The sequence below is a fragment of the Hymenobacter crusticola genome (assembly GCF_002154225.1).
Lineage (GTDB): Bacteria > Bacteroidota > Bacteroidia > Cytophagales > Hymenobacteraceae > Hymenobacter > Hymenobacter crusticola.
This window is the reverse complement of the sequence record NZ_MTSE01000002.1, coordinates 630,978-652,166: the sequence shown is the minus strand read 5'-3', so window position 1 is coordinate 652,166 and position 21,189 is coordinate 630,978. Positions and strand designations below refer to the sequence as shown.

The 21,189-nt window shown below is 54.9% G+C and carries 19 protein-coding genes; 10 read left to right on the top strand and 9 right to left on the bottom strand.

Going from position 1 to position 21,189, the window contains the following annotated elements:
- Nucleotides 1-22 precede the first annotated feature (22 nt).
- Nucleotides 23-2,596: a M14 family metallopeptidase gene (locus BXP70_RS05990; RefSeq protein WP_245849518.1), complete on the bottom strand. Its 2,574-nt coding sequence runs from the start codon at nucleotides 2,594-2,596 to the stop codon at nucleotides 23-25.
- Nucleotides 2,597-2,857: 261 nt separating this feature from the next.
- Here BXP70_RS05990 and BXP70_RS05985 point away from each other — a divergent pair, with 261 nt between their 5' ends.
- On the top strand, nucleotides 2,858-3,313 hold the full coding sequence (locus BXP70_RS05985) for a DUF2721 domain-containing protein (RefSeq protein ID WP_086593105.1): 456 nt from the start codon (nucleotides 2,858-2,860) through the stop codon (nucleotides 3,311-3,313).
- Between the two features lie 125 nt (nucleotides 3,314-3,438).
- On the opposite strand, the gene BXP70_RS05980 is transcribed toward BXP70_RS05985, so the two are convergent.
- A complete protein-coding gene (locus BXP70_RS05980; protein ID WP_086593104.1) occupies nucleotides 3,439-3,741 on the bottom strand; it encodes a hypothetical protein in 303 nt (100 codons plus the stop codon).
- Between the two features lie 175 nt (nucleotides 3,742-3,916).
- On the opposite strand from BXP70_RS05980, the gene BXP70_RS05975 reads away from it, so the two are divergent.
- On the top strand, nucleotides 3,917-4,396 hold the full coding sequence (locus BXP70_RS05975; RefSeq protein WP_086593103.1) for a hypothetical protein: 480 nt from the start codon (nucleotides 3,917-3,919) through the stop codon (nucleotides 4,394-4,396).
- Between the two features lie 67 nt (nucleotides 4,397-4,463).
- On the opposite strand, the gene BXP70_RS05970 is transcribed toward BXP70_RS05975, so the two are convergent.
- Both BXP70_RS05970 and BXP70_RS05965 read right to left on the bottom strand, forming a co-directional pair.
- Nucleotides 4,464-5,792 (bottom strand): RagB/SusD family nutrient uptake outer membrane protein, encoded by a 1,329-nt coding sequence (locus tag BXP70_RS05970; protein WP_086593102.1) that lies wholly within the window; start codon nucleotides 5,790-5,792, stop codon nucleotides 4,464-4,466.
- 52 nt (nucleotides 5,793-5,844) lie between these two features.
- Complete coding sequence (locus tag BXP70_RS05965) at nucleotides 5,845-8,970, bottom strand: SusC/RagA family TonB-linked outer membrane protein (RefSeq protein ID WP_086593101.1); 3,126 nt, start codon at nucleotides 8,968-8,970, stop codon at nucleotides 5,845-5,847.
- Between the two features lie 909 nt (nucleotides 8,971-9,879).
- Here BXP70_RS05965 and BXP70_RS05960 point away from each other — a divergent pair.
- The 3 genes from BXP70_RS05960 to mltG all read left to right on the top strand — a co-directional run bounded on the left by BXP70_RS05960 (nucleotide 9,880) and on the right by mltG (nucleotide 13,003).
- Nucleotides 9,880-11,055 carry a ribonuclease D gene (locus BXP70_RS05960; protein ID WP_086593100.1) on the top strand — a complete coding sequence of 392 codons (1,176 nt, stop codon included), beginning with the start codon at nucleotides 9,880-9,882 and terminating at the stop codon, nucleotides 11,053-11,055.
- 79 nt (nucleotides 11,056-11,134) lie between these two features.
- Nucleotides 11,135-11,911, top strand: a complete 777-nt coding sequence (locus BXP70_RS05955) for a class I SAM-dependent methyltransferase (RefSeq protein WP_086593099.1) — start codon at nucleotides 11,135-11,137, stop codon at nucleotides 11,909-11,911.
- A 54-nt stretch (nucleotides 11,912-11,965) separates the two neighbouring features.
- Nucleotides 11,966-13,003, top strand: coding sequence for an endolytic transglycosylase MltG (gene mltG / locus BXP70_RS05950; RefSeq protein ID WP_179197604.1), 1,038 nt, complete (start codon nucleotides 11,966-11,968; stop codon nucleotides 13,001-13,003).
- A gap of 24 nt (nucleotides 13,004-13,027) precedes the next feature.
- Here the strand turns inward: mltG and BXP70_RS05945 are convergent, their stop codons facing one another.
- On the bottom strand, nucleotides 13,028-14,533 hold the full coding sequence (locus BXP70_RS05945; RefSeq protein ID WP_143436385.1) for a hypothetical protein: 1,506 nt from the start codon (nucleotides 14,531-14,533) through the stop codon (nucleotides 13,028-13,030).
- 138 nt (nucleotides 14,534-14,671) lie between these two features.
- Between BXP70_RS05945 and dtd the strand changes: the two genes are divergently transcribed.
- Together dtd and BXP70_RS05935 are read left to right on the top strand one after the other, a co-directional pair.
- Complete coding sequence (dtd, locus tag BXP70_RS05940; protein ID WP_086593202.1) at nucleotides 14,672-15,124, top strand: D-aminoacyl-tRNA deacylase; 453 nt, start codon at nucleotides 14,672-14,674, stop codon at nucleotides 15,122-15,124.
- A gap of 89 nt (nucleotides 15,125-15,213) precedes the next feature.
- A complete protein-coding gene (locus BXP70_RS05935; protein WP_086593096.1) occupies nucleotides 15,214-15,546 on the top strand; it encodes a nucleotide pyrophosphohydrolase in 333 nt (110 codons plus the stop codon).
- 3 nt (nucleotides 15,547-15,549) lie between these two features.
- Here the strand turns inward: BXP70_RS05935 and BXP70_RS05930 are convergent, their stop codons facing one another.
- Nucleotides 15,550-16,272, bottom strand: a complete 723-nt coding sequence (locus BXP70_RS05930) for a 2-phosphosulfolactate phosphatase (protein ID WP_086593095.1) — start codon at nucleotides 16,270-16,272, stop codon at nucleotides 15,550-15,552.
- Nucleotides 16,273-16,349: 77 nt separating this feature from the next.
- On the bottom strand, nucleotides 16,350-17,456 hold the full coding sequence (gene gcvT, locus BXP70_RS05925; RefSeq protein WP_086593094.1) for a glycine cleavage system aminomethyltransferase GcvT: 1,107 nt from the start codon (nucleotides 17,454-17,456) through the stop codon (nucleotides 16,350-16,352).
- 199 nt (nucleotides 17,457-17,655) lie between these two features.
- Between gcvT and BXP70_RS05920 the strand changes: the two genes are divergently transcribed.
- From BXP70_RS05920 to BXP70_RS05910, 3 genes are read left to right on the top strand one after another with little or no spacing between them, the layout of a single operon-like run.
- Nucleotides 17,656-18,021 (top strand): CZB domain-containing protein, encoded by a 366-nt coding sequence (locus tag BXP70_RS05920; RefSeq protein ID WP_086593093.1) that lies wholly within the window; start codon nucleotides 17,656-17,658, stop codon nucleotides 18,019-18,021.
- Between the two features lie 24 nt (nucleotides 18,022-18,045).
- On the top strand, nucleotides 18,046-19,590 hold the full coding sequence (locus BXP70_RS05915; protein WP_086593092.1) for a sensor histidine kinase: 1,545 nt from the start codon (nucleotides 18,046-18,048) through the stop codon (nucleotides 19,588-19,590).
- A gap of 43 nt (nucleotides 19,591-19,633) precedes the next feature.
- Nucleotides 19,634-20,077: a response regulator gene (locus tag BXP70_RS05910; RefSeq protein ID WP_086593091.1), complete on the top strand. Its 444-nt coding sequence runs from the start codon at nucleotides 19,634-19,636 to the stop codon at nucleotides 20,075-20,077.
- Nucleotides 20,078-20,152: 75 nt separating this feature from the next.
- On the opposite strand, the gene BXP70_RS05905 is transcribed toward BXP70_RS05910, so the two are convergent.
- A complete protein-coding gene (locus tag BXP70_RS05905) occupies nucleotides 20,153-20,728 on the bottom strand; it encodes a ribonuclease HII (protein WP_086593090.1) in 576 nt (191 codons plus the stop codon).
- 111 nt (nucleotides 20,729-20,839) lie between these two features.
- Nucleotides 20,840-21,076, bottom strand: a complete 237-nt coding sequence (locus tag BXP70_RS05900; RefSeq protein ID WP_086593089.1) for a hypothetical protein — start codon at nucleotides 21,074-21,076, stop codon at nucleotides 20,840-20,842.
- Nucleotides 21,077-21,189: the final 113 nt, after the last annotated feature.

The following is a 21,189-nucleotide window of genomic DNA, read 5'->3' as shown; positions in this document are numbered from 1 at the left end:
TGTTTGCAGTAAGTAGCGTCGATCATTGCCCGACGAAGAAGAGCGCATTGCCAAAGAGCAACTTGCCACTTTGCCAAAACGCCCGAAATAAGGGGTTATCACCCATATACACGATTTGACCGCGACCTAGCTCTTGGGCTCCCAGCACAAAGGTATCGGTGAGTTGCTGCCGGGCCCGCGACCCAGTAAAGCCCGCGGCGTAGCTCCCTTTCTTGATTACGCCGACGTTCCAGCCCCCATCGCCGAGGAAACGGTAGCCCAGTGGCTCGCGAATGAGCGCGAAGTACGTGTCGCCGTAGCCGAACGCTAAGGGGTGCGTGTTATCGAGCTGCACGCGGTAGATGCTGCCCTGTACCCGATCTTCAATGTCTTCCCGCCGGGCATTGCCGTAGGGTTTCAGCAACCGGTACGGGCTAGCCTTTTTCTGCGCCGTTGAGTCGGTAGTAGGCTTGGTTTTCAAGAGGAAGTCTCGCTTGTTGGCCAAAAAGCGGGAAGCACCTTCCAAAGCAATTAGCTTACCCCCGCTACGCACCCACTGCTTCAGGCTTTCCAGGTTGCGCTCCGGGTAGATGTCCGTGTAGTTGCCGTCGGGCAGAATCAATACGTCGAATTTAGCGAGCGGCACAGTGCTCAAGTAATCTGTGCCAAGCACTGTGATGGGGTAGCCGATCTGCTGCTCAAAGAAGTGCCAAACCTCCCCGAAGGCCGTTGCATCGACGCCCGGTCCGGCAACCAAGGCAATGGAAGGCTTCTTCACGAAGTGTACTGAGCCCGACCCTAGGTCGCCACCCGTCGTAGAAAAGCCCGACTTCACAGCCTGCACCGTTACCCCGGCCGAGTCGGCTTGGGCGCGCACGAGCTGGTCGAACTTCGGGCCTAGGTACTCGTTGCCGGTACGCGTAATTACGAGCGTGCCTTGCTGGTACTTCTGGCCTTCTGCCTCGAAGGGCTCTTCGGCCACGCGCACCTTCACGCTCTGCTGCAGCAACCGGCTTAGAAACCGAATATCCTGGAGGCTGTTCCAACGCGCTAGGTACGCGTAAGGCCGTTCAGTAGTCGCACCGCTGCCTTTTACCGTAGTCTGAGCAGGAGCCGCGCCTGTGGCATCTAGCTTGTCGCGCAACGCATATGCTTTCAGCCCGAAAGAGTATGGCAAGGCCCACGCCGTAATATCATAGGTGAGCGAGTCTTCGAGTTGGGGTTGCGGCTCAAATAGCACCTTGATCAGCGTAGACTTAGGTTGGTACATGCTCACTACCACATCGCGCGGCTCAATTGCCACGCTTTCCACTTTGCCAGACGTGTAGTTGAAACCGCGGGTCTTCATCTTCTTGGGCGCGTACCCATACTTGATCTGCTGGCGGTCGAGGTACTGCGTGAAAGCGCGGAGCTGGCCAGGGTCGCTGGTACCCGCTAGCACGTAAGACTTGTAGTCACCTTTCGGCTTCGTACGGGCGTCGTCGTAGTACTTCTGAAACTCGCGGAGTAGATCATCGTGGCGCTCGGCCGTGGCCTGAATGGTGGCGCGGCTTGCGGCTACGTGGTGGGCAATCCGTTGTGCTAGCGTCAGCGTGTCGCCGTCGTTGCGGGCAAAAGCCACGCCCGCGGGTCCGCCACCGCCCTGCTCATAGGTCATGCCGATGGCGCCGTTGAAGGTCGGCCACGTGTCGCCGTAGGTCGGGGCAAACAGGTCGTAGGTTTCGCGGGTGAAGTACAGCCAACCATTTTTATCAAATACCTTCTCATTGTACTCGCCAATGATGTTCTGAAACTGCCGCTGAAAAGGCGTGATATCGGCGTGAAAGGGCTTGGCGGCCGGCGAGAAGTAATAGGAATTGTTGGGTCCCATTTCGTGGAAGTCGGCGTGTACTTCGGGCAGCCACTGGTTGTACAATACAATGCGCTGACGGCTTTCCTGCTGCGTTTGCCAGGCCCAGTCGCGATTTAGATCGAAGTAGTAGTGATTGTAGCGGCCGCCGGGCCAGGGCTCGTGGTGTTCCCAGGAATAGGGTGAAGCATTCGGCGACTGGTTCCGGACCCGGTTGTACCAGGAAGAGTACCGGTCGCGGCCGTCTGGGTTCACGCAAGGGTCCACTAGCACTACCGTGTTTTGGAGCCACTGCTGCACTTCCTGGTCCTGCGGGTTAGCTAGGTCGTAGAGTACCTGCATCACCGCTTCCGATGATACCGACTCGTTGCCGTGCACGTTGTAGCTGAGCCACACTACGCCGGGCATCTGACGGCTTGCCTGACCACTTTCTACACCGGCTAGGCGCAGGTTGTTGTGTCGAATGTCTTCCAGCCGTGAGAAGTTGTTGGCGGCCGCAATCTGCACGACTTCCAGGGGGCGATGCTCGTACGTTTCGCCGTAGTGCACCAGTTTCATGGTGGTAGGCGAGTGCTGCACAATATGATCAACGTAGCGCAGCAGCTGCGCATGGGGAGTAAACTGACTACCTAGTTGATAGCCAAGAAACTGCGCGGGAGTCAGCAAGGGGCCAGCATTGGCCGCGGGTGTGTTCTGAGCGAAGCCATAACGGGCCTGCCACGACAGCAAAAGCAAGAATAAGGTCGCGAGGGTACGAGTTTTAACCACCAAAAACCGAGAAAAAGAAGTGAGAAATAGAGGAAGACCGAGTAAAGGACTGCAATCAGGCGCTGGCGCTGCATTGATACAGCTAGGTACTTACCTAGGTACATGCGTCCACCAAAGCGAATCTCTATTACTTTGGTGATATTCTTTTGCCTTTAACGGCTTTTTATTTCGTTTTCTGTTGGCTAAGCCGCAAGCAGCGCTAGCTAAACGACAGACCGGATCCTAGCAGGCTCGCCCATAACGCTCTTGAAACTCAGGCTTATGACCATCACGCTTACGACACCAGCGCTGCTCTTTCCGGCCTTGTCGCTGCTTTTGCTAGCTCATACCAACCGTTTCCTCGCGCTGGCCAACCGGGTGCGGGCACTCAATACCCAATACGTTACCACGCATAGCACGCATCTGCTCGGGCAAATCCGAAGCTTACGGCAGCGGCTCGTCCTGATTCGCAACATGCAGGCAGTGGGCACGGCGAGTATGTTTGGCTGCGTGCTGTGTATGTTTTTGCTTTTTGCAGGCTACACCTTGGCCGGGGAAATCGTGTTTGGAGCTAGCTTAATTGCCCTGCTAGTGTCATTGGCGCTAGCCCTGTGGGAAATTCAGATTTCGGTGGATGCGTTGAATATAGAGCTCAACGTTCTGGAAGACGACCAAGAGCGTCGCCGCCGTGCCGCGGGGCTGCCTGCCGTGCCAACAGCCGCCGAGCTGGAGGAGTAGCACCTAGCTTGCCACGCGCAAAAAAGCCCGCTCGGTAGAACCAAGCGGGCCCTCATTTTTGCTAAACGGCCCATGCTGCGCTGGCCGAAGCATGAGCGGGGCTCAAAAGTCGACTATGCTTCTACTTAATCGAGCGCCGATGCTTCTTCTGTATCGATGGCAGCACTTTCAGTGGGAATGCTATCGACCAACACTGCGGACGGGCCTTGCTCCCGAATTTGGTACAGCACGCTTTCTGCCACGCCACGGCCAAACAGACTAACTCCCGCATTAAGCACTACCAGCGCGCCAGTGCCCGCCAGTACCCAGTCGCGGGTAGGTGCTTTCTTTTGCATCAGGGAAGTAGCCCATTGCACCAAGCAAGTACCAAACCCTATAACTACTAGCCCGGAAGGGGCAAAAATCAGCCATTTCTCTTTGTGTGTCATCCGTCAGAAGTTTTGATGAGTAATAAGCAGGCATACGTAGTTCTTCGCGGTAAGCACCTGCGGCCTGCTAATCAATCGTACCTTTGCCTCCTTGGGTTACACCCCTAGGGTATGTAATTGTGTGCTTTTGGGCACTACTGCTATCAGCTCCCTTTTTCTGCTTTCCTCTTTTCCCATGCAAACCTATCCTTACGAACAGCTCCTACGCATTGCCTTCCGGGCCGAAGCTGACGTGACTACCTATATCACCGAACCAACGCGCACGGCGTATGCCGCTTTCGAACAGGCCTCTAAAACGGACTTAGCTTTCCGCTTCGAGCGGGTGCGCTTGGGCGTAGCCATGTCGCTGCTGAAGCTGCTAGCCGACCTAGGTGACCACGAAGAGAGCCGCCGCGTGATGGAAGTGCTACACAAAGCCTTGCGTGCCCGCTCTGTGGCCGATATCGACGCCACCATTACCCGCGACGCCAAGCTGTTTGAGCGCCTCTACACCAACCTTTATGTAAACGAGGAAGGCGAACAGCTGCTCAACCTCTTCGAGCGCACCTTGGACGCAGACAGCCAGGCACTCATGGATGAGGTCATTGCGGAAGCCTTAGACCTAGCCTCCGAGCTCGACTTTGATGCGGCCGACGAGGAGGACGATGAAGAATAAGCTACACTAAAGCAAAAAAGGCCGCTACAGCATTGTAGCGGCCTTTTTTGCTTTAGTGTAGCTAGTACTAGTTGTAGCCCTCGTTTTGCTTTAGGCTCCGGTTGGTATCCAGTTCGCGCTGCGGGATAGGATAGACAAGCCTCGTTGAGTTGTAGGAAATAGTACCTACGTTCTCCTTGTTGCGCTTGATATCGCCCAGGCGGAACCCTTCGAAAGCCAATTCCAGATGACGCTCCTTAAGGATATTAGCTAGCGTCAGAGTAGTTAGTGGGGCTAAGCCAGCACGGGACCTTATCTGGTTGATGTCGGCTAGCGGTGTGGCGCCCGTAGTAGTGCCGCTACGGAAGTTTGCTTCGGCACGCGTCAGGTACATTTCCGCCAAGCGCATCACCTTCACGTTGCCGTAAGGCTGATCGAATTTACGGGTGTACACGACACCCCCCGACGTCTTGAAGAAAGCTCTGCGAGCATCGCCAGCTTCGTAAAGAGCTAGGTGCTGGGGCTGAATTTCTACGTCGCTCCGACCGAGGGTCGAGAAGTAAGTGGTTAGCTCGTTGAGTGCATCCTGTGCTGTTATTTGCACGGCAAAGATGTCTTCTGTTGTGTTCGTTGTGGTCGTAAACTCATCGGCGTAAGCAACCAATACTTTTCCAGAAGCAATAGTGCGACTAGCAGCGGCAGCGGCATCGGCGTAGCGCGACTGCTGCAAGTATATCCGCGCCAGGAAACCCGATGCCGAATATTTGGTTGCGAATACCCCGTTGGAGGTTGGGATTTTTGCCTCCGCATCTGTTAGATCCTGAATTACTTGGGTGTATACTTCCGCTACCGTGTTGCGGGATACTTGGGCAGAGGCATCAATTGTCTCCGTAGGCGTGAGCACCAACGGCACGCCTAGGTTGGCTTGCGGGTTTCCATCGTTCCAGTCACGGGCATACAACCGTACCAGTTCGAAGTACGTGATGGCTCGCAGAAACTTGGCCTCCCCTTCTACCCGGTCGCGCTTGGCAGTTTCTACTTTGCTGATGTTCGCCAATACGCTATTGGCCGTGTTGATCAAACGATATGATTCTGTCCACGTGTTTGCCACGAAGGCGTTGTTCACCAGCAAGCTCTTGCGAAATGCCTCACCGGGCTGCGCGTAGGTACCCACAAAGGATAGTTCGCCAGCATCGGCTAACAGCTCTGACATAAACTGAATCTGACCAGCGTATAACCGGCGGCTTTGCAGTGCGTCATAGGTACCAATCAAGGCAGCCTCAACGTCGGCGGAAGTGAGTAAGGCCTTTTCCGTTGGTGCATTGTTCAACGGCTCAACATCAAGCTTTTTGTCGCAGCCAGTCAGCGTACTCGTCAGGAGCGCTGCGGCGGCTATAAAGTGCGTTATCTTTTTCATCAAGTGAGAAGTCGGAAGTAAGTCAGGGACCTGTCGTTGACCTAGGTTAGGTTTAGAAGCCTACGTTGATGCCGAAGGTCATCGTACGTGCCTGCGGGGCCGTGTAGAAGGAGTTGCCTTGCGAGATATTGGCCGAGGAAGTGGTGGTACCGTTGTTGGTGCTCGACAGATAATCGGCATTTACTTCGGGGTCCCATCCTTTGTATTTGGTGAAGGTCAGGAGATTCACGGCGTTGAAGAACACGCGTACCGACTGCATGCGGGCGTACTTCATCAGCGAGCTAGGTAGAGTGTAGCCGAAGGTCAAGGTCTTGAGGCGAACATACGCACCATCGTAGAGGTAGCGCGACGACTCGCCAGTGCCGTTCGCGCGGTTCAAGCGAGCCTCGGGCACATTCGTGATGTCGCCGGGCTTGCGCCAACGGTTCAGCTGGTCGATGGTTTGGTTATCGTAACCATTGCTAGCACTGCCAGAGAAAAACTTGCCGCCACCGTCGTAGATCTTATTTCCAAATACGCCTTGGAACGTGAAACCTAGGTCTAGCCCTTTGAAGGTGAACGTGTTGGTGATACCACCCGTCCACTTCGGGTTGGGATTGCCCAGCACCACGCGGTTGGCAGCATCGTAGTTGTTGGTGGTGCCAGCGCTGTGGTCGATGTAGGTGTTGCCATTCTCATCCACGCGGTTGAGGTAATACAGCGCGTCGCCGTTGTCGGGGTTCACCCCCGCATACTCGCGGCCGTAGAATACGCCGATGGGTTGGCCTTCCACGGCCCGGTTCAAGAACCCGCCTTCAATGACTTGGCCTTGCAGGTTGGTGATCTTGTTGCGGTTGGCGGATAGGTTGAAGTTGGTACTCCAAGTAAAATCTCCCACCAAGTTGCGGGTGTTCAAGCCGAACTCGACGCCTTCATTCTCCAGATTACCGACGTTGCGAAACTGCGTTGTGAAGCCTGATGTGCCGGGCACGTTCACATTCAACGCCAAGTCCTTAGTCAACTTCCGGTACAGGTCTACCTCGATGCTGATGCGGCCATCAAGGAATCCTGCTTCCAGGCCCACATCGGTCTGCGTGGTGGTTTCCCACTTCAGGTTGGGGTTGGCCAACTGGAAAGGCCGCTGGCCGGGTGTGCCAACGTAGCCAGCATCGCCAGCATACAGGCCTAGCGAGGCAAAGTCGCTGAAGTCTTGGTTACCCGTGCTGCCGATACTGATGCGTGGCTTCAGGAAGCTCAACACCGTCTGATTCTTCAAGAACTCTTCCTCGGTTACTACCCAACCCACTGAAACCGCGGGGAAGAAGCCATAACGCTCATTGATTCCAAAACGCGATGAGCCATCCACGCGGGCACTCAGGCTAAGCAGGTAGCGGCTCGCATAGGCGTAGTTTACACGGCCAAAGTACGAGAGCAAAGAGCTTCCCGTCGACGTAGAAGAGCCCGCTGTAATGGCCGCCGCACTAACGATCTGCTTATACGCATCACTGGCAAACTGCTGCGCCGACAGGCTATTCGCATTTATTCGGCGCTCTTCGTACGACATACCTAGCACTGCTTCCACGGTATGATCGGAGGCAAAAGTAGAGCGGTAGGTGAAGAAGTTATTGGTCGTGTAGCGTCCGTTGGTCACGTGCCGATTGAAGGCGGTGCCGTTGTTGGCAAAGCCGCTGTTACGTGCCGTCACACGCCCTTGGTATTGGTACTCATCTTGGTTGAGCAAGTCCATACCTAGTTCGCTCCGGAAGCTCAGGCCTTTGAAGAGGTCATACTGGGCGTACACGTTGCCCAGCACTCGGTAGCTCGTGGTCGTGTAAGTAGACCCGATGTAGTTCAGGTAGGGGTTATAATACGTCGGGTAGTTTGTGTTCGGCAAGCCGGTGAGCGTATCCAGGGCGCCACTCGGGCGATTTGTCCGTGGGTCAATGATGGGTGTGATGGGAGCCAGCGACACGATCTGCATGGGCGTGCTGAAGGCATTATCATTGGAAATGCGGTTGTTCACGGTACGCGTCAACCCTAGGTTTACACCTAGCGTGAGCTTATCAGTGGCCTTGTGGTCGAGGTTTAAGCGTGCCGCTATCTTCTCGAATTTGTTACCAATCAGGATGCCGTTTTGCTTGCTGTACAGCCCCGAAATGTAAAACTTGGTCTTGTCGTTGCCGCCGCTGGCATTCAGGTCATACTGGCTGAACGGAGCTCGTTGGAAAGCTTCGTCCTGCCAATCGGCATTTATTGCTCCCGTTTGGTAAGCGGTGTTGCCGGCAGAGTAGCGCTGCAAGCGTGCTTCCGTTGTGGCTATCTGGCTTTGCTCCGCCGTCGTTTGGGCGTGTGCTTGCGTGTAAGCCGCCGCTTCCCGGAATAGCTCGACGTATTGCTGCGCGTTCAAAAAGTCACGCTTGTTGGTTGGTTTGCTGGTGCCCGTTTGAAACCCTAGCGAAAAGCGAGTGGCTCCTGCTTTGCCCCGACGGGTTGTGATCAACACAACGCCATTGGAAGCGCGTGAGCCGTAAATAGCCGATGCGGAGGCATCCTTCAGCACGCTGATCGACTCAATGTCGTTGGGGTTCAAATCTGCAATGGGATTTGTAGGCGCCGAAGTCCCCGACTGGTCATCCGAAATAATGGGAATGCCATCTACAACGTACAGCGGCTGAGTACCACCGCTCACGGAGCTAGTGCCACGCACGCGCACCTTTATTCCTTGCCCAACTTTGCCGCTGCTGGTTTCGATGAATACTCCCGCGGCCTTTCCTTGGATAGCTTGTTCGAAGCTAGGTACGGGGGCGTTTTGCACCTCGCGCCCACTCAGCTGCGTAACCGAGCCCGTTAGGTCAGCCTTGGATTGTGTTCCGTAGCCAACGACCACCGCTTCGTTCAATTCCGTGGCGTTGCTCTTCAACGTGACATTCAGCGTCGATGATGAGCCGATTGCCACGGTTTGGCTTTCAAAGCCGATGGAGCTGATTACTAGCGTGGCCCCTGGCTTTACCGCTAACGAGTAGTCCCCGTCGGCGTTAGAGCTTGTGCCATTGGTAGTTCCACGCTCCAGAATGGTTACGCCCGGCAGACCAGTGCCTTCTGGGCCGGAAACCTTACCGGTTATTGTACGATTCTGCGCCCAGGCCACTGTGGCCAGCAACAGACACCATATCAAGATGAGTAGAGGTTTTTGTTTCATTAAATGTGCCCACTGGGCCGGTTAAGTGAAAAAACCATCAGCCTACTATACTGATGGAAGCCTAAAAAGTCATCGAAAAATCCTACTGCAAGTGCATGCAAGCACAACCCGCTCAGGACAGTGGAAAATCAATCAACCGCAGTAATTAGGCTTTACTAGGCAAGCACAACGGCTTACGCGCAAGGCATCAGGGAGGCAGTTGGCAGCGCAGAGGAAAGATGAGCCAACAAACCGATGTTGCTATAGTAAAAGGGCAGGCAGGAATACAAACTTATCACGAAAAGATGATTTGCGCTACCATCTTTTTACTTTACATCATAAATTTTTAATCAATTCTTAATACCCACTTCATTCTATTTGCCATAACTACTTTGGCTTACGCCTGAGCGCTGGAAAAACAAAAAGCCAGCAACGACCTAGCTTTTCTTGTCTCTTGCAACGCGCTAGCTGCTCCCGACCCAACGCTAGCTGAATCTAGAGAGGAAACTATGCCGGGTGTAGCAATACAAACCGAGGGGTACCCTATTCTCTACTGAGTACATCGTAATTTATGTTTAACGATGAGCCTCTTGGCGAAAACTGGTCTTATCTCTTTTACACTGTAAAGTGTGTTTGTCAGAGCAAACGACTTCAACGACCTAGCTTTTCCGCTGCCTTTCCATTCAGAGTCCAGTTAGCAACCTGCTTCGCTTGCTCCTTTTCTTCGTAGCTTTCTTGCCAAAATCCTTGTTTTGGCTGGGCCTTCGTTGTTCTTTCCTATCTAAGTCCTCTGTGGCTGGGGTAGCTCCTGCTGCAGGCACGCGCGGAGCATTGGCTTTCCCCGCCGCCGATTCATACCTTTACTCCGCCTAGAACCAGTTTCTTGCGTCGCTGTTTCTCTGGTTTCTGCCTTGTACTATCTCATTCTTAATGACGGACATTCAGTATATAACCTCTTCGACCGACGTTCAGCAAGCGGCCGAGATTTTACAATTTAAGGCACGCTTAGCGGTTGACCTGGAGTTCGACGACATGCGCCACCGTTACGGGCGCAACCTCGCTCTTATCCAAATTTACGACGGTCAGCAGGTCTATCTTATTGATCCTATTCCACTGACGAACCCCGCGCACGAGCTAGAGCCTCTTTGGGTTCTATTGCGCAACCCAGCGATTGAGAAGGTATTTCATAGCTGTAAATCTGATATTCTTCTGTTAGATGAGCTGTACGGCGTGCACGTGCGCCACATCACAGATACCAGTGTGCAGTACACCCTGCTCGGCGAGTCGGATAATAATATTTCCCTCGGTCGCCTGATTCAGGCGGAGCTAGGGCTGGAAGTAGACAAGGGCGAGCAGAAGTCGAACTGGCTGAAGCGGCCCCTCACAGAAGCCCAAAAGCTGTACGCGGCCAATGATGTGCTGTACCTGTTCGAGCTAAGCGACCGGCTCACGGCCAAACTAGCCGAGCTAGGCCGCTTGCACTGGGCCGAAGAAGAGAACAAGGCATTGGAGGAAGTACGCTATAGCCGCGACGAGCGCCCATACCTGCGTATTGCCGGTAAATACCGCATTCAGCCGAACGAGCTGCCACTGTTTCGCGACCTGTACATGCTCCGCGACCGGATAGCGAAGGAGCTGGACCGGCCGCCCTACATGGTGTTTGCCAACGACCGTCTCTCGGAGCTGGTGCGCGCCATGCCCCTCGATGCAACGGACTGGAAAGCTACGCGCGGCTTGCACCCCGAGCTGAAACGCTCACCGTACCTAGATCAGCTTGCGGCCCTCTCGCCCGATAACTTCGTGTCGGTGCCGGAGCCACCTTTGCCGGCCGAGCAGCGGCGTTTTCCCTTTCGGCGGCGGCTGAGCGGCGAAAAAGCATCTCGCGCTGATGCCCGCGAGCAGCTCCTAACTACACTAAAAAACCATATCACCAACGATATCAACGGATACGTAGCCAACCTGGTGTTGTCGAATCGCCTGATTGCGGACATCATTGAGCTAGGTGCTGAGCAAGTGCTTCGCCCTTGGCAACAAACTATTCTTCGTGAAACGGCTGAGCGGCACGGCTTAGCATATAGCTTAGTGGCCGAGCCTTTTGCCTTGTAAAACCTAGCTTCTTGCGTTGGCTCCTGAGCCACACGCTACCTTGTCAACCCTTTATTTCGCCGCTTCAATTCTTGCTGCCATGTCTACTCGTTCCGCCAAAGAACAATTTGATCGTCAAGCCAGCCATTATAACGCGCAGTGGAATTCCTGGACGGGCACGGCCCTCAACTGGCTACTGGAACAAGCCGAGTGTCAGCCCGATGATACGGTGCTGGATGTCGCCACTGGCACTGGGTTTACGGCCCTAGCTTTCGCTCCTTTTGTGCAAGCAGTGGTAGGTGTAGATGTATCGACGGGGATGCTGGAGCAAGCACGGCAGCAACAAGCGGCGCAGAACATCGACAATGTGACGTGGCAGGAAGGCGCCGCAGAATCGTTGCCTTTTGCCGACGAAACCTTTTCCATCGTAACGTGCCGCATTGCGCCGCATCACTTTCACTCTATTCCCCAATTTCTGAGCGAAGTAAAGCGTGTTTTGCGTCCGCATGGGCGCTTCCTGCTAGCTGACACCTGCGTGCCCGACGATGAGCCGGAAGTAAATGAATGGCAAAACCGGGTAGAAGCCATGCGCGACCCCTCGCACATGCGCAACCTAGCACCCCAGGAATGGCACCAAGCGTTGGAAGCCGCTGGCTTGCACGTGGCAGCCCTTTGCGAGCCTACCGCCGATATTGCCATGCACCTCAACGATTGGATGGCCAAGTCAGGGTGCACGGGTCAGCAAGCCGAAGCTGTGCGCGCAGCTTTTGCCACTGCTCCTTCCGCGGCAGCTCGTATCTTTCATATCCGCGAACTGCCTCAGGGCGATTATGCGTTTGCGTGGCAGCGCGTAGCCGCTAAGGCTATCAAGCCCTGATTTGTTGTCTAATTCCTTGCTTTGCCTTCATCCGATTCTTCTGCTTCCCTCCTCTTGCGCCGTCGCATCGCGGCGATTTTAGTACTGCTATTTTTGCTGCTGGGCGGCCTAGGTCTCTACGTAGCGTGGCGCGTGCAATGGAAGCCTAACGTAGTTGCGTCGCCTTTTGGCCCGGCGTATTTGTACATCCGTACGGGCGCTTCTTTCCAAGAGGTGCTAGCCTCGCTCGAAAACCAAGATCTGCTGGAGGAGCCCGCTACGTTTGCGTGGTTAGCCGAGCGGCGGCAATACCCCGAACACGTGCGGCCAGGCCGCTACTTGCTAAACTTCGGAGCCAGCAATGCAGTACTGCTTGATAAGCTTATGCAAGGGCAGCAGGATACAGTTGCTTTTCAGTTAGATGCCTTCAAATACAAGCCCCAGCTCACCCGCCAGGTTGCGCGCCAGCTTGAAGCCGATTCAAGTAAACTGCGCCAATTATTGCACAACAACACCTTCCTGCAACGTCGTTACCACCTCGACACGACGACCATCCTGACGTTGTTTTTGCCGGGGCCGTACCGGTTTTTGTGGAACACATCGGCCGAACAGTTCCTGGATTCGGCGGCGGCCATGCACGGCCGTTTTTGGACTACGAAGCGCCAGCGCCGGGCCGATTCCCTAGGCTTGTCGCCGACGGAGGTGCACGTGCTAGCGAGCATTGTACAGCGCGAAACGGCTAAGCCCGAAGACAAACCCATTATCGCGGGCGTTTATCTTAATCGGTTGCGCCGGGGCATGCGCTTGCAGGCCGACCCTACCTTGCTCTGGGCCATTGGCAATTTTGGCGTGAAGCGGGTGCTCAACAAAGACAAACTCGTTGACTCGCCCTATAATACCTACAAACATAAAGGCCTACCACCGGGCCCTATCACGTCGGCCAACCGCCAGAGTTTGGATGCCGTTCTCAAACCCACGGCGCACGACTACTACTTCTTCTGCGCCCGCCCCGACCGCAGCGGTTACTCCGATTTCGCCGAGACATACGCCCAGCACAAGCAAAACGCCCGCCGCTACCAACACGCCCTAGATAGTTTACAAATCATGCGGTGATTGGCACCTAGGTGCAGCGACCAGCTACTTACTGCCAATTGAAAGCAGGCGCAGCTGTAGAGAGTCGCGGCTAGCTGCGCGCTGCAAGGCGAGGGTTTCTTCGTAGCCTAGGCTGGTATACTCGGAGTGCTCCAGGAAAAGCAACGGCGCAGTGAGCATAGGCTCGGACCAACTAGCTACAGCCGGCAACTGGCGCAGCGTCTCGAAGTTGCGTACGTTGGTTACGCGCCAATACCCATCGAGCAGCACATATTTATCCCCTTGTTGGCGCAACGTAGCTAGCTGCTGCTCATCGGTGATAACTGTGACGAGGCTGGGTGCCACATAAGGCGCCACACCTAATCCTACGGTGCTCGCCACCACTGGCTGCTTATGGTTTTGCAGCCACGCCGCTACTTTGGCATAATTGCTCGGGGTATAAGCGTAAACTTCCTGCTGAATGCGCCGCAGGTTGAAAGCAACAGCAACCCCTACCACCACTGCTAGCGCCCACCAACGGCGGTCGAGCACCCGGCGCAAACTGAGAAAGGCCAGCACGTACAGCAACCCATAAACCAACAGCAAGCCGCGCGGAGCCTTTAGCAGCAACGACATGCCCGCCAGGAAGCAGTAGCTCCAAATAGCTAGGTATCGAATTATGTTAGGCCGCTTCAGTTGGCGAAACAAGGTTTGCCACCACAAAATAGGCACGGCAAATACTGCTAGTAGCATCAATGGCGACTCGAAGTCGCGGATGTACTTAAGGTAATAAAATGCGTCTGGGTGCGTCTGGGTGATACCTAAGCGCCCAGCAGCATTCGGTGCACCTGGCCGCATGATGTTGTAATATACGCCTAGCCAGCGGTACCACTGAAGCCCAGCGAGCCAGCCGACGACTGCCAGCACCACATAGGGAACAGCCATGATGCCCACTACGCGCAGCAAATTGCGCGGCTGAAACAGCAGTCCATCTTGTTGCAGCAACTCGAAAACCACAAGAATGGGCAACGTGAGCAGAAACTTGTAGTTGATACATAAACCAAGAGTGACCCAAACAGCGGCCCGCAGCAGCGACCTAGGTGTTGCCTGGTGCAAACGTTGGTAATACGCTTGTAACAAGCCCGTAAAAGCCACCAGGCTCCACGAACCCATCGTGAAATCGCGCCCAGAGAACGTGAGAAAAACGGAAGTGCCCACGAAAAGCGTCAGCAGCGCACTCTCATAAGGAGCTAGCTTGGCAGCTTTACTAACAAAGTGCGTCAGCCAGCCAACCGCCGCTACGGCAACCAACGCGTTTAGGTGCTGGAACACGTGAAAATCCGTGGTGAGCCACGCCACAGGAGCGTAGAGCAGCGAAAAGCCGGGGCTCCCGTGGTGGAAAAGGTTGCGCAAGTTGCCATGCGCTACTTCTTGCACAATCTGCCAGTTACGTACCGAGTCGTAGTCGGGCAGCGACGCGGCGGCTAGCCCGTGCAGCCGCACTGCCGCGACGAGCAATAATGCCCCCAAGAGCCACAGTGCTCTACTTATTCCACGGTTGCTATCTATCATGTCTCAGTACGCAAGTACGGACTTGCCCGCAATACTTTGTTGCCTACAGTGCTTACCGCCTTCTTGCCCCGCGACAATAACATGGCGGACAAAGTGAAAGCTTCGCGCTACATTTCGCCTTCAACCTCCACTTACTATATGAGAGTAGTCATTCAACGCGTTAGCAGGGCGAGTGTCACCGTTGAAGGTCGCGTTACGGGTGCTATTGGTCCTGGCTTGTTGGTCTTGGCGGGTTTTGCTCCTACCGATGATATGCCCGCGCTGGATTGGATAGCGCGTAAGCTGGTGCAGATGCGCATCTTCGGCGATGAAGAAGGCAAGATGAACCGCAGCGTGCAAGACATAGAAGGACAAATACTGGTCGTAAGCCAGTTTACGCTGCTGGCCGACGCCCGCAAAGGCAACCGACCTAGCTACCTTGGTGCGGCTTCGCCTCCAATTGCCATTCCCCTCTACGAGCAATTTGTGCAAATGCTAGAACAGCTCCTCGGCCGAACCGTTGCCACCGGCGAGTTTGGCGCCGATATGCAAGTACGCCTGCTCAACGACGGTCCCGTTACCATCGTCCTCGATTCACCCGCGAGTAACTGAGTAGCTAAACAACTGAACAAGGCCGTTCAGCTACTTACCCGGGCACCTAGCATACTAACTATCCCTTTACCATTCACGCAGTTACTTCTATGACCATCGAAGAGGCTCAGCAAACCGTTGACCAGTGGATACAAACTACCGGCATTCGGTATTTCAACGAATTAACGAATATGGCAATCCTCACCGAAGAGGTGGGCGAAGTAGCGCGTATCATCTCCCGCCAGTATGGTGAACAGTCCTTCAAAGCCTCCGACCGCGACAAGAACTTGGCCGACGAGCTAGCTGATGTGCTGTTCGTCGTGATTTGTCTGGCCAATCAAACGGGCATCAATCTCACTGAGGCCCTTGTCAAGAACCTGGAGAAAAAGACGCTGCGCGACACTGACCGCCACCGCCAAAACGAAAAGCTAACGGGCGGCTAACTATTAATTGACCACAATGCGGCCGTCTCGCCAGATAGGTACCAGATCGTACTCATTCAGGCGCACACAGAAATCCATGTCCTTGTTGGCTTCTAGGCTATTCAGCCTCCGGACGTGCGCCGATTGCAGCAGGTAGGTAGCTAAGTCGGGTTTGGCTTGCAGCCAGAGCTGGTACGCAGCCAGCGTAGCATCACTGCTAGTGATGTCGAAGTCGGGAGCCAGCAGCTCGGCCAATGCGCCGGCAAAAAGAGTGTCTTCTAGGTTGAAGTTGCCTTTCCACCCGGCACAGACAACGACGACGTCTTTTTGCTGCTGACGCGCAAACGCAGCGACGGCTTGCAAGTTAAGGAAAGCACCTACCACAACAGCGTCGGCGGAAAGAGAAAGCTGGAGCGCCCGCGTGCCGTTGGTGGTGGTGATGGCCACCGCCCGGCCGCGCACTGGTGCCGCCTCATCGAGGTAGCCGAAGGGCGAGTTGCCTAGGTCGAACCCGGCCGCCTGCCGGCCATCTCGCTCCGCCGCAGTCAGGTAGCCTTGCGCGGCATAAGTACGGCATTCTTCTAGCTCACTTAGCGGTACAATGTGCGTTACGCCGGCGGCCAACGCTGTTACCATAGAGGAAGTGGCGCGCAAAATATCAACGACTACCGCCACACGGCCGCGCAAATCGAAAAGGGAGAGCAGCTCGGGCGTCAAGCAAACGTCGAGGCTAGGTTGTGTTGTCAAAACTGATGGTATTAACGTCAAACGGCCATGCCAGATAGCGAGGCATGGCCGTTTGAGCTTCTATGAGTTGTTTTTACTTATGCTTCTTCCGTACCAGGCACGAAGGGAAGCTTCACGATGGTAGCCGGCAAGTTCTTTCCGCGTACCTGCACAAACACTTTGCTTCCCGGCGTGCTTAGTGCCGTCTTCACGTAGCCTAGGCCAATGCCTTTGCTCAAGGAAGGCGACTGGGTGCCCGACGTTACTTCCCCAACCGGCTCGCCCGCTTCATCGACCAAGGGATAATGGCTGCGTGGAATGCCAGGACCGTCCATTTGGAAGCCCACGAGCTTGCGGTCTACGCCCTGTTCTTTTTGCTGCTTCAGCGTAGCCGAGTTCGTAAACTCTTTGGTAAACTTGGTAATCCAACCTAGGCCTGCCTCCAACGGCGACGTTTTATCGTCGATGTCGTTGCCGTACAGGCAGTAGCCCATTTCGAGGCGGAGCGTATCGCGGGCCCCTAGACCGATGGGCTTAAGGCCATAGGGCTGCCCCGCTTCCATAATTTTATCCCATACTGCTTTGGCGTGTTCGTTCGGCACGTACAGCTCGAAGCCGCCCGCGCCAGTGTAGCCCGTGGCGGAGATAATAACGTTGGGCGCGCCGGCGAAAGTGCCCTGCACAAACGAGTAGTACGGAATGCTACCTAGGTCGGCGTCAGTGAGCGGCTGCAAGGCGGCGGCGGCTTTTGGGCCTTGCACCGCAAACAAGCTAATCTCGTCCGAGACATTCTCCAGCTCCGCACCTTCAGTATTGTACTGGTTGATCCAGTTCCAATCTTTCTCGATGTTAGAAGCATTCACGACCAGCATGTAATCCTCATCGGCCAAGCGGTAGACCAGCAGGTCATCGACGATACCGCCTTCCTTGTTGGGCAGGCACGCGTACTGCGCTTTGCCATCGGTGAGCTTACTTGCGTCGTTGCTGGTCACACGCTGAATCAGGTCGAGGGCATGCGGACCACGCACCCGAAACTCGCCCATGTGCGACACGTCGAAGATGCCCACGGCCCGCCGTACAGTGTGGTGTTCATCGAGGTCGGAAGAGTAGCGCACGGGCATGTTGTACCCGGCGAAAGGCACCATCTTGGCACCTAGCTGCTGATGCACCTCGTTCAACGTGACGGTTTTAAGGTCTTCGGCCATAGTGTATTGCTTAGTGAGTAGAGTTAAGCGCTCAATAGACAGGAGCAGCAAATTGCGAAAGCGACAGGGCGAAATTAACTATTTGCCCGGCCCCTGCGCCCTCAAACTGATGAGTTATCTTTGATAACTTACGTATGTCCCTTTTTCAACAGTTGTGCTTTAGGCGCTGTCTCTTGCTGCAACTTGCTTTCCGGCCATCATGCACGATGATATAAAACAGGATTTTGAAACTGCTTCGGTGAAGCATTTTCTTTTCAAATCTAAGCTTCGCTCTTTCCTCTACGGCAGCGGTACCGCGGAAGGCCCCATTCGCGACCCGAATCTCTGTTCTTTGGGCAAGTGGATAAATGAGCGTGCGCTCGTCACTTACAAGCACTTACCGGAGGCGCACGAGCTGAACCGGGTGCACCGGCAAATTCACGAAAAAGCTAATCAACTGATGGATCTGCGCCTCGCCGGCGAAACAGAACAAGCCATTACTGGCCTCGCTGACGTACAAGTCATGGCCGACCGTATTGTACAGCTTCTCCGCGCTATGGAAGAAAAGTTGCGCCACGGTCGCTGATCTGCCGTTGTAGCCTCGTCGTACATGAAGCTGAAGCTTTCCACTAAACTTATTGCTGGTTTTTTAGCCATCCTGGTGCTGTTTGCTGGCGTTGTTCTCATCAACTATCAGCTCTCGCGCAAGGTGCTCCGCAATGCACAGCGCGTCGCCGAGTCGCAGCGCATTACCAGCGAAGCCACCTCTTTGGTGGGTGGCATCATTGATATGGAGACGGGGTTTCGCGGCTACCTGCTCATCGGCGACGCGGCCATTTTGCAGCCTTACTATGAAGGTGAGCGAAGCCTGCTAGGTCGGTTTGTGCAGCTTCGCGGCCTGCTCAAATCAGATTCGCCGCAATACGAGCGCCTAGTGCGCGCCCAACGTTTATTCCAGCAGTGGTCTGCGTACTCTCATCTTATGGTCAGTGAGAAACGGGAGGCAAAGCGGCGCATCCCAAACCAGCTAGGCTTGCAGGGCATGGAACACCGCTTGTTAGCCGAAGGGCTCACGGGTAAACTCATGATGGACCAGATCCGGGTGCTCTTTCGCGGCTTCGATACCACGGAGCTCAAAACCCGGAGCGAGTTGCGCAAAAAGCTGACAGATAGCATCAACGAAAACCGGCTTATTTCTATCACCATCACATTGCTCGCCAGTGTGCTTGGTGTTACGTGGGCCATCTACATTACCCGGCTCATTGCGCGGCGCATTGGCAAAATGACGGACCTAGCCGTCCGCTTGGCAAAAGGGGACTACAAAACACGCATTGAAGACACGGACTACGATGAACTGAGCCAGCTAGCCGACTCGATGAATACCATGTCGAATACCATTGGCTCCACGATTACGCAGCTAGAGCGTCGCAACCAAGAGCTCGACCAGTTTGCCTACGTTGTATCGCACGATCTGAAAGCGCCATTGCGCGGAATTGAGAGTGCTACGCGCTGGATCGAGGAGGACATGGGCGAGGATTTGCCGCCTCACATTCAGGAATTCCTGCTGCTTATGCGCACTCGTGTGCACCGCATGGAAAACTTGATTACGGGTATCTTGGAGCTGTCACGGGTAGGGCGAGTACAGCAAGCCACTGAGCGCGTCAACCTACGGGAGCTGCTCACGGAGATTACAGATTCGATGGCGCCGCCCGCTGGTTTCCGCCTGGAGCTTCCTACTTACTTGCCTACGTTCGCTACGCCACGGGTCTTGCTCCAGCAAGTGTTTACCAACCTGATCAGCAACGCGCTCAAGTACCACGACCACCCAGCCACGGGCAGTGTGCGAGTCAGTTACCGCGAAGACCGGCAGCAGTACACGTTTGCCGTGAGCGACGATGGGCCAGGCATTGCTCCAGAGTATCACGAGCGTATTTTCCTCATTTTCCAGACCCTGACCGCGCGCGACACGCTCGAAAGCACCGGCGTAGGGCTGGCTATTGTGAAAAAGATTGTGGAGGGCCAAGGTGGTAACATTCACGTCGAATCCAGCGAGGGCCAAGGAGCTACGTTCATTTTCACGTGGCCCAAGCTTAGTGCCCCGCCTGTAGCTGCCGCGCTAGCTACTCATACCGAGTTAGCTCAATCTAAATCTTAATCGTATAGGGACCTAGCTTTCCTTTCCTGGTCTCTGTACGATTATGTCAACAGCTCCTTCCTCCCCTTGTATTCTGCTCGTCGAAGACGATCAGATGGATATCATGAATGTGCAACGCGAGTTGCGCAAACATAACGTCAACGTTCCGCTGCACATTGCTGGCAATGGCCGCGAAGCGCTCAACTTATTGCGGGGCGAAAACAGCCAGCCGAAAATCGACAAACCTAGCGTGGTGATGATCGATATCAACATGCCGCGCATGAATGGCCTCGAATTGCTCGAAGCACTTCGCTCCGACCCAGAATTTGTGGGATTGAATGTATTCATCATGACCACTTCCGACCTGGAAGCCGACCGACTCAAAGCCCGCGAGCTAGCAGTAAGTGGCTATATCGTCAAGCCTCTGACCTTCGACAAGTTTGGGGAAGGCGGTTCTACCGTCGATGGCTTCAGCCTGTTCCTAGACCTACTTCGCCTCAAAGATTAGCTTCGTAAGAGTAACGGAGTAGATAAGTTCTTAGAGCTTGTCTTTACTCCGTTGCTCAGCCACTTTGTTGCTTTTTTATAAAAGGCGGAAGCCTAACCGGTGGTGCACGGTAGGTCCGTGTGCTCGGATACCGTCGCGGTGGCGGGCCGTGGGATAACCCGCGTTCTGCTCCCAACCATAAAACGGGAACTCGGCAGCTAGCTCGCGCATGCGTTCATCTCGAAAAGTCTTGGCAAGTACCGATGCGGCGGCAATACTACGGTAGCGTCCATCACCACCAATGAGGCAAGTGTGATCAATACCTAGGTAGGGCCGAAAGCGCTTGCCATCCACAATCAGGTGCGTTGGTGCCACGCGTAGCGCTTCTACCGCCCGATGCATAGCAAGGTAACTTGCCTGCTCAATGTTTATGGTAGCTATTTCTTCCGGTGAGGCCTCTGCTACTGCCCATGCTACCGCTTCTGCGCATATCTCTGCACGCATCGCTTCCCGGCGTTTGGCCGTCATTTGCTTGGAGTCATTGAGGTAAGCTGGCGCAAAATCGGGCGGCAAGATTACCGCGGCGGCGAACACGGGCCCAGCCAAGCAGCCCCGCCCCGCCTCGTCGAGGCCAGCCTCTAGGAGCTGACCAGTGTGAGAAGCAAGTAGCATAGTGCCGGCAAAAATAAGAGCTTCTAACGGAAGCAGGCCCGCGGAGCTAGCCTTACTAGTTCCGCGGGCCTGCTTCTTAATCAGAAACTTTTTATCTAGTGCACTAACAGCTTAGTGCTTGCCAGCGGTGGTACCAGCTTCAGGTGCGCTACTTTCGCCCCGGCGGTTGCCTTGCGAGTCACGCGGTCCTTCATCTAGGTCATCGTCTTCGGGGCCATCTTCGTTGATGGCTTCGTTCAGCGCACTTGTATCGGTACCGAGAGCTGCTTCAGCTTCGGCATGTTTTAGGTTGAATAGCGGATCACCGGGTTCGGGCTGAGCCGGCTGCGTTTTGGGCTTGTTGGCCATAAAATCTCCGAGGCTAGCCGGAATGTGAACGGCTAGCTTGGTTAAATACGCCAGCTTTTCTCCGACAGTTGTCCCCTAAAACAAAAAGGCCACTGCGTTGTGCAGTGGCTTTT